This is a genomic window from Citrobacter sp. Cf136 (assembly GCF_030333815.1).
Lineage (GTDB): Bacteria > Pseudomonadota > Gammaproteobacteria > Enterobacterales > Enterobacteriaceae > Citrobacter > Citrobacter freundii.
On the sequence record NZ_JAOWFE010000037.1, the window covers coordinates 343,705 to 359,488 of the forward strand.

General features: G+C 50.0%; 14 protein-coding genes. 12 read left to right on the top strand and 2 right to left on the bottom strand.

Features of this window, described 5'->3' with window-relative positions:
- Window positions 1–161 precede the first annotated feature (161 nt).
- From OGV98_RS15455 to OGV98_RS15470, 4 genes are all read left to right on the top strand, one after another.
- Window positions 162–1,295: a porin gene (locus OGV98_RS15455; RefSeq protein WP_003021860.1), complete on the top strand. Its 1,134-nt coding sequence runs from the start codon at window positions 162–164 to the stop codon at window positions 1,293–1,295.
- Between the two features lie 269 nt (window positions 1,296–1,564).
- Window positions 1,565–2,395 carry a MetQ/NlpA family ABC transporter substrate-binding protein gene (locus OGV98_RS15460; protein ID WP_003021862.1) on the top strand — a complete coding sequence of 277 codons (831 nt, stop codon included), beginning with the start codon at window positions 1,565–1,567 and terminating at the stop codon, window positions 2,393–2,395.
- 63 nt (window positions 2,396–2,458) lie between these two features.
- Complete coding sequence (gene sfbB / locus OGV98_RS15465) at window positions 2,459–3,475, top strand: virulence-associated ABC transporter ATP-binding protein SfbB (protein WP_049002187.1); 1,017 nt, start codon at window positions 2,459–2,461, stop codon at window positions 3,473–3,475.
- Window positions 3,468–4,127, top strand: coding sequence for a methionine ABC transporter permease (locus OGV98_RS15470; RefSeq protein WP_003021866.1), 660 nt, complete (start codon window positions 3,468–3,470; stop codon window positions 4,125–4,127). Before sfbB ends, OGV98_RS15470 begins: the two co-directional genes overlap by 8 nt.
- Here OGV98_RS15470 and mnmH read toward each other — a convergent pair whose 3' ends face one another.
- Together mnmH and allS are read right to left on the bottom strand one after the other, a co-directional pair.
- Complete coding sequence (mnmH, locus tag OGV98_RS15475; RefSeq protein WP_202580710.1) at window positions 4,128–5,222, bottom strand: tRNA 2-selenouridine(34) synthase MnmH; 1,095 nt, start codon at window positions 5,220–5,222, stop codon at window positions 4,128–4,130.
- A gap of 69 nt (window positions 5,223–5,291) precedes the next feature.
- The gene (gene allS, locus OGV98_RS15480; protein ID WP_003835779.1) at window positions 5,292–6,218 is read right to left on the bottom strand and encodes an HTH-type transcriptional activator AllS; all 927 of its coding nucleotides are present in this window, start codon (window positions 6,216–6,218) and stop codon (window positions 5,292–5,294) included.
- Between the two features lie 227 nt (window positions 6,219–6,445).
- Here allS and allA point away from each other — a divergent pair, with 227 nt between their 5' ends.
- The 8 genes from allA (at window position 6,446) to allB (ending at window position 15,770) form a co-directional block, all read left to right on the top strand.
- On the top strand, window positions 6,446–6,928 hold the full coding sequence (allA, locus tag OGV98_RS15485; protein ID WP_003835778.1) for an ureidoglycolate lyase: 483 nt from the start codon (window positions 6,446–6,448) through the stop codon (window positions 6,926–6,928).
- Between the two features lie 45 nt (window positions 6,929–6,973).
- Window positions 6,974–7,825, top strand: coding sequence for an HTH-type transcriptional repressor AllR (allR, locus tag OGV98_RS15490; protein WP_042269079.1), 852 nt, complete (start codon window positions 6,974–6,976; stop codon window positions 7,823–7,825).
- An 84-nt stretch (window positions 7,826–7,909) separates the two neighbouring features.
- On the top strand, window positions 7,910–9,691 hold the full coding sequence (gene gcl / locus OGV98_RS15495) for a glyoxylate carboligase (RefSeq protein ID WP_202580709.1): 1,782 nt from the start codon (window positions 7,910–7,912) through the stop codon (window positions 9,689–9,691).
- 12 nt (window positions 9,692–9,703) lie between these two features.
- Window positions 9,704–10,480 carry a hydroxypyruvate isomerase gene (hyi, locus tag OGV98_RS15500; protein WP_044712804.1) on the top strand — a complete coding sequence of 259 codons (777 nt, stop codon included), beginning with the start codon at window positions 9,704–9,706 and terminating at the stop codon, window positions 10,478–10,480.
- A gap of 100 nt (window positions 10,481–10,580) precedes the next feature.
- A complete protein-coding gene (glxR, locus tag OGV98_RS15505; RefSeq protein WP_003835774.1) occupies window positions 10,581–11,459 on the top strand; it encodes a 2-hydroxy-3-oxopropionate reductase in 879 nt (292 codons plus the stop codon).
- Window positions 11,460–11,527: 68 nt separating this feature from the next.
- Window positions 11,528–12,778 carry an MFS transporter gene (locus OGV98_RS15510; protein ID WP_237665904.1) on the top strand — a complete coding sequence of 417 codons (1,251 nt, stop codon included), beginning with the start codon at window positions 11,528–11,530 and terminating at the stop codon, window positions 12,776–12,778.
- Window positions 12,779–12,875: 97 nt separating this feature from the next.
- Window positions 12,876–14,336: an allantoin transporter gene (locus tag OGV98_RS15515; RefSeq protein WP_286551685.1), complete on the top strand. Its 1,461-nt coding sequence runs from the start codon at window positions 12,876–12,878 to the stop codon at window positions 14,334–14,336.
- Between the two features lie 72 nt (window positions 14,337–14,408).
- Window positions 14,409–15,770 (top strand): allantoinase AllB, encoded by a 1,362-nt coding sequence (gene allB, locus OGV98_RS15520; RefSeq protein ID WP_044699426.1) that lies wholly within the window; start codon window positions 14,409–14,411, stop codon window positions 15,768–15,770.
- The last annotated feature ends 14 nt before the right edge of the window (window positions 15,771–15,784 follow it).

Below are 15,784 nucleotides of genomic sequence, written 5' to 3' on the forward strand. Positions count from 1 at the left end.
TTTTTTTAAATCGGTGCGTTTTTTTATCTATGTAGCACAAAATGATAACTAATTGATATTTAACAGCACAGAACAATAAAAACCCGACAACACGAGTGTATTAATAAACGTTAATATTTGTATGCTGAATAATTGGCAGGCTATCTATCAAGGTACAAATAATGACTATAAAAAAAACGGCGCTGGCGGTATCGATCGGCGCAGCAGTGGCATTAACGACTTTCGCCTCCCAGGCGGAAATCACGGTCCTGAAACAAGATCCGCAGGCGGGCAACCCGCTGAGCCGTCTTAATTTCACCGTCGGCGGGAGTATTCGTCCGCAGTTCCAGAATATGGCCGGTGACGATGGTAAGAATGGCTACAAACGTAATGGCTTCGACGGTGGAACGCGTTTCCGCTTCGCTGCTGACTACTATCTGTTTGATGACATCAGTTGGGTGAGCTATTACGAGCTGGGCGTTAACTTCCCGGCGATGTTCAACTGGGACAATCACTATGCTAACGGCGCCAACGATACTACGCGTCGTATGCTGTACACCGGTCTGAAGAGCGCGACCTGGGGTACGCTGACCTTCGGTCAACAGAACAGCATTTACTATGATGTGGTGGGTGCGAAAACGGATATCTGGGACTACGACATGATCGGCCAGGCGCCAGGTAACGGTATCAATGGCGACTACGACGGTTCCTATCGTACACGTAAGTCACTGAAGTATAAAAATACGGTAGGCGATGTTGATCTTTACGCATCTTATCTGTTCAGCGATGACTACAACCCGAACAACGGTTTGCGCTACAAACGTAAAGGCGGCGGCTCCCTGGGTGTGGATTATCACATCACTGATGACCTGACCTGGGGTACGGCGTGGAACTACACCCGCGCGGAAATGCGTGGCAACACCAGCAAAACCTACGATCAAAACATCGTCGGTACTGCGCTGAGCTGGAAACCGGACAACTGGACTTTCTCGCTGGGCGGCGGTTGGTATCAAAACTTCATGACCACCAAAAAAGTCTCTGTTAATGATTATTTTGCCGGTGACGCCTGGGGTCTGGAATACTTTGCGGGATACACCTTCCCGGTTGGCCAGTATGCGCTGAAATCCGTGCAGCCATACTTTATGGGCGATCGTATTGAATACGTGAATGGCCGTAACTACCTGCGTACCGACAACGGTGTGGGTATCAGCTTCCAGCTGGATTACGGTTTCCGTGTGGATTACGAACACGTCTTCACCTCCAGCACTGACAATCTGGGCGACATGAACCTGGTGCGTCTGCGTTACGACTTCTAATCGAACGCCTGCCGCCCGATGCGTTTATCGGGCCTACGAGAGCAGGGGGATCGCGTTATTTGTAGGCCGGATAAGGCACTTGTGCCGACATCCGGCTTTTTCATGCCTTCTCACATTTAAAAACACACTCTGCAACATCATGAAATAATTTCAAGGACAGCAGGTTGTGATCTGTGTCATGTTAACAATCAGCCTGTTAACAGGCCAACAAGAACAACGCCGCAAGAACGGCGTGAGACATGACACCACAACGTTAAAATGGAGAGATTATGGGATTGCGTCAGAGTTTACGCGTCGCGACCGGGGCGCTGTTACTGGCCTGTGGATTACAATTTGCTCATGCGAACAGTGATCCGCACACCATCGTATTTGGCGTCGCACCTGGGCCGTACGGCGATATGGTAAAACAAGCCATTGCCCCTACGCTGAAAGAGAAAGGCTATAAGGTAGTAGTGCGCGAATTCAGCGACTACGTGCAGCCTAACATGGCGCTCTCCAATGGCAGCATCGATGCTAACCTGTTCCAGCATTCACTCTACTTTGACAAATTCACCGCCGATAAAGGCCTGAAGCTGAGCAAGCTGATTGTGGTCCCGACGGCCGGGATGGGTTTTTACTCACATAAAATCAAAAGTCTGGATGAGTTGAAAAAAGGGGATGTGATCACGCTTTCCAACGATCCCACCAACCTGGCTCGCGGTCTGCGTTTCCTGCAGTCTATTGGCCTTATCACCATCAAAGATAACATCGATCCAACTAAAGCCTCCGAGCGCGATATTGCCAGCAACCCGAAAGGGCTGGTGTTTAAACCGCTGGAAGCGGCACAGCTGCCGCGTACGCTGGACGGTGTGACCGGTGCGCTGGTCAACGGCAACTTTGCCGTAGCGGCGAAACTGGATCTCGCCAGCGCCATCAAGCAGGAACACCTGGACGAAAATCTGAAAAATATCATCGCGGTACGCAGTGAAGATGCGGATAAACCATTTGCGAAAGATATTGTCGAGGCGGTGAAATCTCCGGCGTATCGTGCGGTGATCGACGATCCGCAAAATATCTACAGCGCCTTCCAGAAACCGGAATGGATGTCGGCAGCCCAATAATCGCTGCGCACAAGGGTTAACAGGGGCAGCGACGACTGCCCTTTTCGCATTTCTGAGGTGGCTATGATTGAGATTGAGAAAGTTTGCGTGGATTTTAGCGCAGGCCGTGGAGCATCAACCCGGGCGGTTGATGACGTTAGCTTGCGCATTGGCGCAGGTGAGATATTTGGCATTGTCGGGACCAGCGGCGCGGGAAAAAGTACGCTGCTGCGCACCCTGAACGCCTTAACGCGTCCGAGCCAGGGAAGCGTTAAGGTGAACGGCGTAGAAATTTCCGCACTGGAAGGCGCGCATCTACGTAAAGCCCGTCAGCGTATCGGGATGATTTTTCAACATTTTAATCTGATGCATACCCGTACCGTGGCGCAAAACGTCGCCTTTAGCCTGAAGGCTGCCGGATGGGAACGCAGTAAAATTGGCCCGCGCGTGAGCGAAATCCTGTCGCTGGTGGGGCTGTCAGACAAGGCGAACCGCTTTCCGGTTCAGCTCAGCGGTGGGCAAAAGCAGCGTGTGGGTATTGCCCGCGCAATTGCCAATCACCCGGATGTGCTGCTGTGTGATGAACCCACTTCCGCGCTGGATCTGGAAACCTCGGCCACGATTCTGACGTTGCTAAAGCAGATCAACCAACAGTTAGGGATCACGATCGTGCTGATCACCCATGAGATGAACGTGATCAAATCCATTTGCGATCGCGTGGCGGTGATGTCCGGTGGCAAGGTAGTGGAGTCTGGCGAGGTGTTTGATGTTTTTGCTCACCCGCAGCACGCTTTCACTCAGCAACTGGTGTCGCATACCCTCAATCTGACGTTACCCGACCGTCTGCGCCAGCATCTGCCTGGCCAGTTGCTAAAAATTCTGTTCATCGGTGATTCGGCAGAACAGCCGGTGTTGTCAGAAGTGGCGGTTAAATTTGGCGTGGCGGTGAACATTCTGCACGGCAAAATTGAATATATCGGCGAACGTGCGCTGGGGATTCTGGTGGTGCAACTGACCGCGCCGCATAACCCTTCTGCGGTGGATGTCGCCGTGGAACATATTCGTCAACGTACTGCACAGGTGGAGGTGATTCGTGGATGATTTATTGCCTGATTTGACGCTGGCGTTTAATGAAACCTTCCAGATGCTGAGCATCTCTACGCTGTTGGCAATTATTGGCGGTCTGCCGCTCGGTTTTCTTATTTTCGTTACCGACCGGCATTTATTCTGGCAAAACCGTTTTGTGTATCTGCTCAGCTCCGTGCTGGTGAATATTATCCGCTCGGTGCCGTTTGTGATCCTGCTGGTTCTGTTGTTGCCGCTAACCCAGTTTTTGCTCGGCAATACCATTGGACCCATCGCGGCGTCGGTTCCGCTGTCGGTAGCAGCAATTGCTTTCTATGCCCGTCTGGTTGATAGCGCGCTACGTGAAGTCGATAAAGGCATTATCGAGGCGGCGGAAGCGTTTGGCGCCAGCCCGATGCGCATCATCTGCACCGTTCTGTTACCGGAGGCGAGCGCGGGTCTGCTGCGTGGGCTGACGATAACGCTGGTGAGTCTGATCGGTTACTCCGCAATGGCCGGTATCGTTGGCGGCGGTGGAGTCGGCGACCTGGCGATTCGCTTTGGTTATTACCGCTACGAAACCCAGGTCATGATCGTCACCGTGGTGGCGCTGATTATTCTGGTGCAGGTCGTTCAGGTGCTGGGCGACTGGTTGGCGAAACGCGCAGACAAGCGCGACAGACATTGATTACTGTACGCTAAGCCAGTCAGCCACCTCCGGCCATGAGCCGCGAAAGACGATTTTCGCGGCTTTCTTTTCCAGCTGATAGCGATACATCGGGTCGTAATACTCGTTGAGCAACGGTACCAGCCAGCTCATATGCGCGTCGGTGCTGCCCGTTGCCTGCTGTTCGCGCAGAGCCACGTCGAGCAGGGTGGTCAGCTCGGCAAAACGTTGCAAACCCAGACGACGGCGGATAGCAAACAGACCGTGGTGCAGATACTCGCTGTACTCCTGCCAGCCCTGACTCTCGCCATAAGCGTGAGTGAAATCGTGGTGCATACGCACAAAATACTCTTCGCGCAGCCGCTCCAGCCGTAGCTCAAAAGGATCGTCCACCACCGCAATAGCGGCCTGGCTCATGCGTTCGCGCAAACATTCGGGCAGATGATTAGCGCCGATCATGCGGCCTTCGTCCTCAAGTACCCACAGACGCAGATCCTGACGGCTGTCGGTTTTCAGCATTTCGACCGCCAGCAGGTTTTCAAAGCTTGCCTGGCTCAGCTGCGGTTCGACGGTGCGACCAAATGAGGAACCGCGATGGTGCGCCAGACCTTCGAGATCCACACCGTTTGGCTGCTGTTGCACCAGCTGCGTTTTACCGTTCCCGGTACAGCCGCCAATTAAGACGATCGGTTTTTGCACCAACTCTTCAGTCAGTTGAATCACCGCCTGACGCAATGCTTTATAACCGCCTTGTATTAGCGGGTAGTCAGTACCGGACTCGTGCAACCATTGCTGCACAATGTGCGAACGCTGGCCGCCGCGCGCGCAGCATAAGTAGCCCGCAGGATTTTGACGACAGGCATTAAGCCAGGCCTTCATGCGTTGCTGGCGAGTCTCGCCACAGACCAGTTGATGGCCGAGCGCGAGGGCGGCCTCAGGCCCCTGACGTTTATAACAGGTACCCACGGCAGCACGTTCGTCATCGTTCATTAAGGGAAGGTTTATTGCGCCCGGCATGGCGCCCTGCTGAAATTCGACGGGGGCGCGTACATCGATTAAAGGCGTACCGGCGAGCAGAATTGCGCGATAGTCCTGTACTGTTTGTGTGTCTTGCATAGTAAAAAACGAAACCTCAAATCATCCTGCGTACCATTTTACGCGTCAAATGAGAGGATGACTTGATTTTCAATCGCGTGAGTTGTTGAAAATTGCTAAAAACCCGGCAATTTCAGGCTTTCGCTGGGTAAACAGCGTCACGATATCTTCAACGGCCTTACCCGCGCCGAACTTATGCCAGGCAAGGCTTAAGGGAGAAGGAGGACGCATAGTGGGGATGATATTGCTGACCAGATGCCCGCTATCCAGTAAAGGTTGGCATATCGGTTGCGGAACGAATCCAATGCCCACTCCTGCAAGATGCGCTGCGAGCTTGGTTTCCATGTCCGGGACGATGATCTCTTTTTGACCGGGAAGGCGCCACGCGACACGTTTGCTCAGCGTCCGCGCGCTGTCCTCAATGTTAATCGCCGGAAAACGGCGCAGTTGGGCTTCTGTTAATGGACCGCTCGCGTCTGCCAGCGGATGATCTGCTGACATAACAAATCGCCACTGAACAGAACCCAAAGGATCGAGGGTAAAGGTGTTGGCCATCGGTTCCGTGCCGGTAACGCCGATAGCCAACGAGAATCCTTCATACAAGAGTGAATCCCACACGCCCATATAAATTTGCCGGGAAAAGTGAAACTGAGTAAAGGGATAGCGCGCGTTAAGCCAGGATAACAGACGAGCGACGGCTTCAGGGCTGTACAGTAGGTTGTTAACCACAATATTCACCTGGCGCTCTACGCCGTCGTTCACTTGCTGCAATTCGCTGGGCATGCTGTCCAGCCAGGCGAGCCAGTCTTTTGCCTGTGAAAGAAGGTGAGACCCTGCGGCGGTTAACGTCACGCTTCGGGTTGTACGAAAAAACAGCGCGACACCGGTGTTTTCTTCCAGAAGCTTAATACGATAGCTGATCGTGGCCGTGGTTTTACACAAGCGCTCCGCCGCCCTGGAGAAACTCCCCGTTTCGGCGACGCCGATAAAGGTACGCAGTGTTTCCGGGTCAAACATCGTCAGCTACTCCCTTAATGATCTTCTACAAGCATGATTTCTTGTTCTCTGATTTATAAGTATTTTTGCATAATGGCCTTGTTCAAATTGTGGTCTAAATCTAGTTTTGGAAAATTTTTCCAATTTTTGTGTTGATGTTAAATCACGAAGGTTTTAGATTGCATGGTATTGAAGCCGCTATGTGTTCTGGTCGCGGTTCAACGGAATTCAGTTACAAGGAAATAATGATGAAACTTGAGGTCTTACCGTTAAATCAGCACACGTTCAGCGCCTATGGTGATGTCATTGAGACGCATAAACGTGATTTTTTTCATATCAATGATGGGCTTGTTGAGCGTTATCACGATCTGGCCAATGTGGAGATCCTTAATCAGGATCGCACCCTCATCAGTATCAATCGCGCGCAACCGGCAGCAATGCCAATTGTTGTGCATGAGCTGGAGCGCCACCCGTTAGGCACCCAGGCATTTATGCCAATGAATGGCGAAGCGTTTGTGGTGATTGTCGCACTCGGTGAGGACAAACCTGACCTTTCCACCTTAAAAGCCTTTATCACCAATGGCCAACAAGGCGTGAATTATCATCGAAATGTCTGGCATCACCCGCTGTTTGCCTGGCAAACCGTCACCGATTTTCTGACGGTCGATCGCGGTGGCAGCGATAATTGTGATGTTGAAAGTATCCCGACGCATGAGCTCTGTTTTGCGTGACGCTTTCGGCCTTCTTGCTTAATATGCGCATATTGTTCATTGTTTATGCTCATATTTTGGGCCGGAGTAAACGTAGTGGAGACGGAAGTAAGACGGCGCGGCAGGCCTGGACAGGCGGAGCCGGTTGCGCAGAAAGGCGCTCAGGCGCTTGAGAGAGGCATTGCGATTTTGCAGTACCTCGAAAGAAGTGGAGGCAGTTCGTCAGTGAGCGATATTTCCGCCAGTCTGGATTTGCCGCTCTCTACGACCTTTCGCTTGTTGAAGGTTTTACAGGGTGCTGATTTTGTCTATCAGGACAGCCAGTTAGGCTGGTGGCACATCGGTTTAGGCGTATTTAACGTGGGCTCCGCGTATATTCATAATCGCGACGTCCTGTCGGTAGCCGGACCGTTTATGCACCGATTAATGCTGCTGTCAGGCGAAACGGTTAATGTCGCGATTCGCAATGGCACCGAAGCGGTGTTGATTGGTCAGAAGGAGTGCAAATCGATGGTCAGAATGTGCGCACCTTTAGGCAGTCGTATGCCGTTACATGCTTCCGGTGCGGGAAAAGCGCTGCTTTATCCATTGATGGAAGAAGAGTTAATGGACATCGTCGTGAAAACGGGGTTACAGCAGTTTACGCCGAACACGTTGGTGGATTTTCCTACTCTGCTGCGCAATCTGGAACTGGCGCGTGACAATGGTTATATCGTCGATCACGAAGAGCATGTTATTGGTTTGAATTGCATCGCATCAGCTATCTATGACGATGCAGGCAGTGTCGTTGCTGCCATCTCTATTTCGGGGCCCGCATCCAGACTGACAGAAGATCGTTTTATCAGTCAGGGGGAGCTGGTACGGGATACTGCACGAGATATCAGTACGGCGCTGGGTTTAAAAGCCCCCGTAGCTTAAGTCGCAACCCGCTCAGAGGAGCGGGACTTTTTTGGATTTTTTCAAAGTTGGAAAATTTTTCCAATAAATAGAGGTAGAAAGAAAATGGCAAAAATGAGAGCCGTTGACGCGGCAATGTATGTGCTGGAAAAAGAAGGCATCACCACCGCATTTGGGGTTCCGGGGGCGGCAATTAACCCGTTCTATTCCGCAATGCGTAAGCACGGAGACATCCGTCACATTCTGGCTCGTCACGTTGAAGGCGCTTCCCATATGGCGGAAGGCTATACGCGTGCGACGGCAGGAAACATTGGCGTCTGCCTTGGCACCTCTGGCCCGGCAGGCACTGACATGATCACTGCGCTGTATTCCGCTTCTGCCGATTCTATTCCTATTTTATGCATCACCGGCCAGGCGCCTCGCGCTCGCCTGCATAAGGAAGATTTTCAGGCTGTTGATATTGAATCTATTGCCAAACCGGTCAGTAAAATGGCGGTAACGGTGCGTGAAGCCGCGCTGCTTCCCCGGGTTTTGCAGCAGGCATTTCATGTCATGCGCTCTGGTCGTCCTGGTCCGGTATTGATCGATTTGCCTTTTGATATTCAGGTTGAAGAAATCGAATTCGATCCAGACATGTATGAACCGCTGCCAGTCTACAAGCCTGCGGCCAGCCGTAAACAGATTGAGAAAGCGCTTGAAATGCTGATTCAGGCTGAGCGCCCGGTCATCGTGGCTGGAGGCGGGGTGATTAATGCTGATGCCAGCGAACTGCTGCAACACTTTGCTGAATTAACCCACGTACCGGTAATTCCTACGCTGATGGGCTGGGGATGCATCCCGGACGATCATGAGTTAATGGCAGGAATGGTGGGTTTGCAAACGGCGCATCGTTACGGCAACGCCACGCTGTTGGCCTCCGATATGGTGTTCGGTATTGGTAACCGTTTTGCTAACCGACACACCGGTTCCGTCGCGAAATATACCGAAGGTCGCAAGATCATTCACATCGATATTGAGCCGACGCAAATTGGCCGCGTCCTGTGTCCGGATTTAGGTATCGTTTCGGATGCCAAAGCCGCGTTGACTTTGTTGATTGACGTTGCTCAGGAGATGCAGAAAGCTGGACGTTTACCTTGCCGGAATACCTGGGTTGATGAATGCCAGCAGCGTAAGCGGACGCTCCTGCGTAAAACACACTTCGACAATGTCCCGGTTAAACCGCAGCGTGTGTATGAAGAGATGAATAAAGCCTTTGGCCGTGATGTCTGCTACGTCACGACTATTGGCTTATCGCAAATTGCCGCCGCGCAAATGCTGCACGTATTTAAAGATCGTCATTGGATCAACTGCGGTCAGGCAGGCCCTCTGGGCTGGACGCTGCCGGCGGCATTAGGGGTTTGTGTGGCCGATCCGGCGCGTAATGTTGTTGGGATTTCCGGTGATTTTGACTTCCAGTTCCTGATCGAAGAGCTGGCGGTGGGTGCACAGTTCAACATTCCTTACATCCATGTACTGGTCAACAACGCCTATCTCGGCCTGATTCGCCAGTCGCAACGCGCTTTTGATATGGATTACTGCGTCCAACTGGCGTTCGAAAACATTAACTCCAGCGAAGTAAACGGCTATGGCGTCGATCACGTCAAAGTGGCAGAAGGACTCGGCTGTAAAGCCATCCGCGTATTTAAACCTGAAGATCTTGCTCCAGCCTTTGAACAAGCCAAAGTACTGATGGCGCAGTACCGCGTTCCGGTTGTGGTCGAAGTGATCCTTGAGCGCGTGACCAACATCTCTATGGGCAGCGAGCTGGATAATGTCACCGAGTTTGAAGAGATTGCAGACGGTGCGATGGATGCGCCAACCGAAACCTGTTTTATGAAATACGAATAGAAGGGGTGACAGATGTTACGTTTCTCAGCCAATCTTTCCATGCTGTTTCTGGAATACAGTTTTCTTGAACGCTTCGATAAAGCGGCACAATCGGGGTTTCGTGGCGTAGAGTTTATGTTTCCCTACGATTACGACATTGATGTATTAAAGGAAAAACTGCAGACCAATAAGCTGGAGCATACGCTGCACAATCTCCCGGCAGGAGACTGGGCAGCGGGTGAGCGGGGTATCGCCTGTATTCCGGGTCGCGAAGAAGAATTTCGCGATGGTGTCGCGGCAGCTGTTCGCTATGCTAAAGGGCTCGGTAATAAGAAGATCAATTGTCTGGTGGGTAAAACACCCGCGGGTTTTTCTGCCGAACAGATCCAGCTGACGCTGGTGGAAAACCTGCGCTATGCGGCAAATATGTTAGCGAAAGAAGATATTTTATTGCTGATTGAGCCGATCAACCATTTTGATATTCCTGGATTCCATCTCACCGGAACTCAGCAGGCGCTGGCTTTAATAGATTGCGTCGGTAGCAATAATATCAAGATACAGTACGACATTTACCATATGCAGCGTATGGAAGGGGAATTAACCCAGACCATGACCACATGGGCAAATAAAATAGGTCATTTGCAAATTGCCGATAACCCTCGTCGCGGAGAGCCGGGAACCGGTGAGATTAATTATGACTTTATTTTTAAGTTTATCGATAAATCAGGTTATGACGGATGGGTTGGTTGTGAATATAAACCACTAACCACCACCGAAGCGGGATTATCGTGGATTAATCAATATCGATAATTTGTAAGGAATTTCAGGCATCGCCATTTTTTCCACTTTGCTGGAAGGGGATCGTGTTGCCTGAATTCGGGAAAACCGACAGAGATATATGAGGTTAAAAATGAAACTGGGATTTATTGGCCTGGGTATTATGGGTTCGCCAATGGCTGTCAATCTGGCTCGCGCCGGACATCAATTGCATGTCACGACCATTGGTCCGGTTGCGGACGAATTGCTGTCATTGGGGGCAGTTAATGTTGAAACTGCGCGTCAGGTAACTGATTTCGCAGACATCATCTTCATAATGGTTCCCGACACGCCGCAGGTAGAAGAGGTACTTTTTGGCGAACAGGGTTGTGCCAAAACCGTATTGCAGGGAAAAACCATTGTCGATATGAGTTCTATCTCTCCTATCGAAACTAAACGTTTTGCGAAACAGGTTAATGAATTGGGCGGGGATTATCTCGATGCGCCCGTCTCTGGCGGGGAAATTGGCGCTCGCGAAGGTACTTTGTCCATTATGGTTGGCGGTGAGCCAGATGTATTTGCACGGGTCAAACCGCTATTTGATATTTTGGGTAAAAATATCACGCTGGTTGGCGGTAATGGTGATGGTCAAACCTGTAAGGTGGCAAACCAAATTATCGTTGCCTTAAATATTGAAGCGGTTTCAGAGGCGTTAGTCTTTGCTTCGAAAGCTGGCGCGGATCCTGTTCGTGTACGTCAGGCATTAATGGGCGGATTTGCCTCTTCCCGTATTCTGGAGGTTCATGGCGAGAGGATGATCAAGCGCACATTTGAGCCTGGTTTCAAAATTGCATTGCATCAAAAAGATCTCAATCTTGCATTACAAAGCGCCAAGGCACTGTCATTGAATTTGCCTAATACGGCAACCTGTCAGGAATTATTTAACACCTGTGCCGCGAATGGGGGAAGCCAGTTGGATCACTCGGCTATGGTTCAGGCGTTGGAATTAATGGCAAATCATAAATTGTCATGATCATTGGTATCGCTGCAATTACTGCAGCGATACATTTTAATCAGACACACTTTGGAAAGGTGCATGTCATGAGTGAAAAGAAAACATCCGGTATTGAATACTGGAAGAAGATTGTCGTCGTAATGAGTCTGGGCTGGGTGGCAATATGGATATATCGAACCGTGCTCACACCTATTTATCCTGAGATTCAGGCATCGCTGGGCAATGTCAGCAATGCTGAAATTGGCGCCATCGCCAGTTTCTATTTTTTCGCCTATTGCAGCATGCAAATTCCCTGTGGAATTCTGGTTGATAAATTTGGCCAGAAAATTATGCTGATGTGTGGGTTTACGCTGTTTATTATTGGTACGCTGAGTATTGCAAAAGCCACTGGGCTGGTGATGATTTATGCGGGTTCGCTAATGGCGGGCGCGGGCTGCGCCTCGTTCTTTAGTTCTGCGTATTCACTCTCTTCGGCAAATGTCCCACAGGCTCGTCGGGCACTGGCTAACGCCATTATTAATAGCGGCTCAGCAATTGGGATGGGAATCGGGTTAATCGGTTCCAGCGTGCTGGTAAAAAGCATGAGCATGGCCTGGCAAAATGTGTTGTTCCTGGTTGCTGCTATTCTGGTGGTGATGCTGTGCGTATTCACTCTGGTTATCCGTGGTAAGGTAAAAAATGAAGTACCTGCTGCAGACCAGAAAATTCAAACGGTAACGGCGTCAGAAGAAAAGAGTCCGCCGCTGTTTTCAGGTCTGTTATGTAGCGTGTACTTCCTCTACTTCTGTACCTGCTATGGCTATTACCTGATCGTGACCTGGCTTCCGTCTTATCTGCAGACCGAAAGAGGATTTGATGGCGGCGCAATTGGGGTGGCCTCGGCGCTAGTCGCCGTGGTGGGTGTCCCGGGCGCATTGTTCTTTAGTAATCTGTCCGATAAGTTTCGCAACAGCAAAGTCAAAGTCATTCTTGGTCTGGAAATTATGGCCGCCGCAATGCTGGTATTTACGGTGCTATCGCCGAATACCACTATGCTGATGGTCAGCCTGACTCTGTACGGTTTACTGGGCAAAATGGCGGTGGATCCGATTCTGATCTCCTTTGTTTCTGAGCAAGCGTCGTCAAAAACGTTGGGCAGAGCATTTAGCCTGTTTAACTTCTTTGGCATGAGCTCAGCGGTTATTGCGCCAACATTAACCGGATTTATTTCTGATTTGACTGGTTCTAAAGAAATAAGCTTTGTGATCTCCGCTTGTCTGGTTGTTACCGGAACGCTTATTTTTGCGGCCGTTACGTTATATAAAAAGAAAGCAACGACAGTCATTGCTTCAGCATAAAAACATAATTAAAACTATTTAACTTATTTCTTTATTGTTTTTGTTCCGCATAGCTAAACCCATTACAACGTTATCCGATACGTGACAAGAGGGATTTATGGAACATCAAAGAGATCTATACCAACAACGTGGTTATAGTGACGATTTATTACCAAAAACGGCCGAGCAACGAAACTGGAAAACATTCAACTATTTTACATTATGGATGGGTTCTGTGCATAACGTACCTAATTACGTTATGGTTGGCGGATTCTTTATTCTTGGGCTTTCTACATTCAGCATTATGCTGGCTATTATTATTAGTGCATTGTTTATTGCGTTAGTTATGGTAATGAACGGTGCAGCCGGAAGTAAATACGGCGTACCTTTTGCCATGATTTTGCGGGGCTCGTATGGTGTCCGTGGAGCGCTATTCCCAGGATTATTAAGAGGGGGGATTGCCGCAATCATGTGGTTCGGTCTACAGTGTTACGCCGGATCGCTGGCCTTTCTTATTTTGATTGGCAAGATATGGCCAGGGTTTTTAACGTTGGGCGGTGACTTTACCTTATTGGGGCTTTCTCTGCCGGGGCTGATTACATTTCTTATTTTTTGGCTCATTAACGTCGGTATTGGTTTTGGTGGTGGTAAGGTATTAAACAAATTTACCGCAATCCTCAACCCCTGTATTTATATTGTATTCGGCGGGATGGCTATCTGGGCGATATCACTGGTAGGAATTGGACCGATTCTGGACTACATTCCCGGTGGTGTGCAAAAGGCGGGCAACAGCGGATTCCTGTTCCTGGTAGTGATTAATGCAGTCGTTGCAGTATGGGCCGCTCCGGCGGTAAGCGCATCCGACTTCACGCAAAATGCCCACTCATTTCGTGAACAAGCGTTGGGTCAGACGCTGGGGCTAATTGTCGCATACGTGCTATTTGCCATTGCCAGCGTGTGTATTATCGCCGGAGCCAGCATTCATTACGGCATGGATACGTGGAATGTTCTGGATATCGTCCAGCGTTGGGACAGCTTATTTGCTTCGTTTTTTGCGGTACTGGTTATTTTGATGACGACAATCTCTACGAATGCCACTGGTAATATTATTCCGGCTGGTTATCAGATTGCCGCTATTGCACCTACTAAATTAACGTATAAAAATGGTGTATTGATTGCCAGTATTATTAGTTTGCTGATTTGTCCGTGGAAGTTAATGGAAAATCAGAGCAGTATTTATCTGTTTCTGGATATTATTGGTGGAATGCTTGGTCCAGTTATTGGCGTTATGTTAGCGCATTATTTTGTCGTGATGCGCGGTAAGATTAATCTTGATGAATTATATACCGCCAGCGGTGATTACCAATATTATAAAAACGGATTTAATCTGACCGCTTTCTCCGTAACGTTAGTGGCAGTCATTCTTTCACTGGGGGGTAAATTTATTCCTCTCCTCGAACCGTTATCGCGAGTGTCGTGGTTTGTTGGCGTTATTGTCGCATTTATCGCCTATGCCTTGCTGAAGAAAAGAACGGTTGCTGAATCAGCCGGAGCGCAAAAAGCCACAGGGCAGATGTGATGAAATCAGTAAGCGCTTATTTAAGCGTGAGTTATTTATAAAAATTATCTGTATCCATACAAGGAGTTCGTTATGTCTTTTGATTTAATTATTAAGAACGGTACTGTTATTTTAGAAAATGAAGCTCGTATTGTTGATATTGCCGTCCACGCTGGAAAAATCGCCGCCATTGGCGAGAATCTGGGGGAGGCGAAGCAGGTTATGGATGCGACGGGTCTGGTAGTTTCACCTGGTATGGTTGATGCGCATACCCATATCTCTGAGCCAGGTCGTACCCATTGGGAAGGGTATGAGACAGGGACGCGTGCCGCGGCAAAAGGCGGTATCACCACGATGATCGAAATGCCCCTCAACCAGCTGCCAGCAACGGTGGATCGTGAAACCATCGAACTGAAATTTGATGCGGCCAAAGGCAAGTTGACCATTGATGCCGCGCAGCTTGGGGGGCTGGTTTCTTACAACCTCGATCGTTTGCACGAACTGGATGACGTCGGTGTCGTTGGCTTTAAATGCTTTGTTGCCACCTGCGGTGACCGCGGTATCGATAATGATTTCCGCGATGTGAACGACTGGCAGTTCTACAAAGGCGCGCAGAAGCTGGCGGAAATGAATCAGACGGTACTGGTGCATTGCGAAAACGCGCTCATCTGTGACGAGCTTGGTGAGGAAGCTAAACGCGAAGGTCGCGTCACGGCGCATGACTATGTGGCCTCACGCCCGGTGTTTACCGAAGTGGAAGCGATTCGTCGCGTACTGTATCTGGCGAAAGTTGCTGGTTGTCGCCTGCATGTCTGCCATATCAGCAGTCCGGAAGGCGTGGAAGAAGTAACCCGCGCCCGTCAGGAAGGTCAAGATGTGACCTGCGAATCTTGCCCGCATTATTTCGTGCTGGATACCGATCAGTTTGAAGAGATTGGCACCTTGGCGAAATGTTCTCCACCGATCCGCGATCTGCAAAATCAGCAAGGTATGTGGGAAAAGCTGTTTAACGGTGAAATTGACTGCCTGGTTTCCGACCACTCTCCGTGCCCGCCGGAAATGAAAGCCGGCAATATCATGCAGGCGTGGGGCGGTATCGCCGGACTGCAGAACTGCATGGACGTTATGTTTGATGAAGCCGTGCAAAAACGCGGTATGTCGTTGCCGCTGTTCGCGAAATTGATGGCAACCAATGCCGCCGATATTTTTGGTCTGAAGCAGAAGGGACGTATCGCCCCGGGTAAAGACGCCGATTTCGTCTTTATTCAACCTGACAGCAAATACGTTCTGAAGAACGAAGACCTGGAATATCGCCATAAAGTCAGCCCGTATGTAGGCCGTACAATTGGCGCGCGCATTACGAAAACCATTCTGCGTGGTGATGTTATTTATGACATTGAGCAGGGTTTCCCGGTATCGCCTAAAGGTCAATTTATCCTTAAACATCAACAATAATGTGATGTGAATTA

Coding starts and splice junctions, on each gene's coding strand:
- OGV98_RS15460 (WP_003021862.1), top strand. CDS start 1,565: ATGGGATTGCGTCAGAGTTTACGCGTCGCGACCGGGGCGCTGTTACTG.
- allA (WP_003835778.1), top strand. CDS start 6,446: ATGAAACTTGAGGTCTTACCGTTAAATCAGCACACGTTCAGCGCCTAT.
- allR (WP_042269079.1), top strand. CDS start 6,974: ATGCTCATATTTTGGGCCGGAGTAAACGTAGTGGAGACGGAAGTAAGA.
- hyi (WP_044712804.1), top strand. CDS start 9,704: ATGTTACGTTTCTCAGCCAATCTTTCCATGCTGTTTCTGGAATACAGT.
- glxR (WP_003835774.1), top strand. CDS start 10,581: ATGAAACTGGGATTTATTGGCCTGGGTATTATGGGTTCGCCAATGGCT.
- allS (WP_003835779.1), bottom strand. CDS start 6,218: ATGTTTGACCCGGAAACACTGCGTACCTTTATCGGCGTCGCCGAAACG.
- OGV98_RS15510 (WP_237665904.1), top strand. CDS start 11,528: ATGAGTGAAAAGAAAACATCCGGTATTGAATACTGGAAGAAGATTGTC.
- OGV98_RS15515 (WP_286551685.1), top strand. CDS start 12,876: ATGGAACATCAAAGAGATCTATACCAACAACGTGGTTATAGTGACGAT.
- OGV98_RS15455 (WP_003021860.1), top strand. CDS start 162: ATGACTATAAAAAAAACGGCGCTGGCGGTATCGATCGGCGCAGCAGTG.
- mnmH (WP_202580710.1), bottom strand. CDS start 5,222: ATGCAAGACACACAAACAGTACAGGACTATCGCGCAATTCTGCTCGCC.
- sfbB (WP_049002187.1), top strand. CDS start 2,459: ATGATTGAGATTGAGAAAGTTTGCGTGGATTTTAGCGCAGGCCGTGGA.
- gcl (WP_202580709.1), top strand. CDS start 7,910: ATGGCAAAAATGAGAGCCGTTGACGCGGCAATGTATGTGCTGGAAAAA.
- allB (WP_044699426.1), top strand. CDS start 14,409: ATGTCTTTTGATTTAATTATTAAGAACGGTACTGTTATTTTAGAAAAT.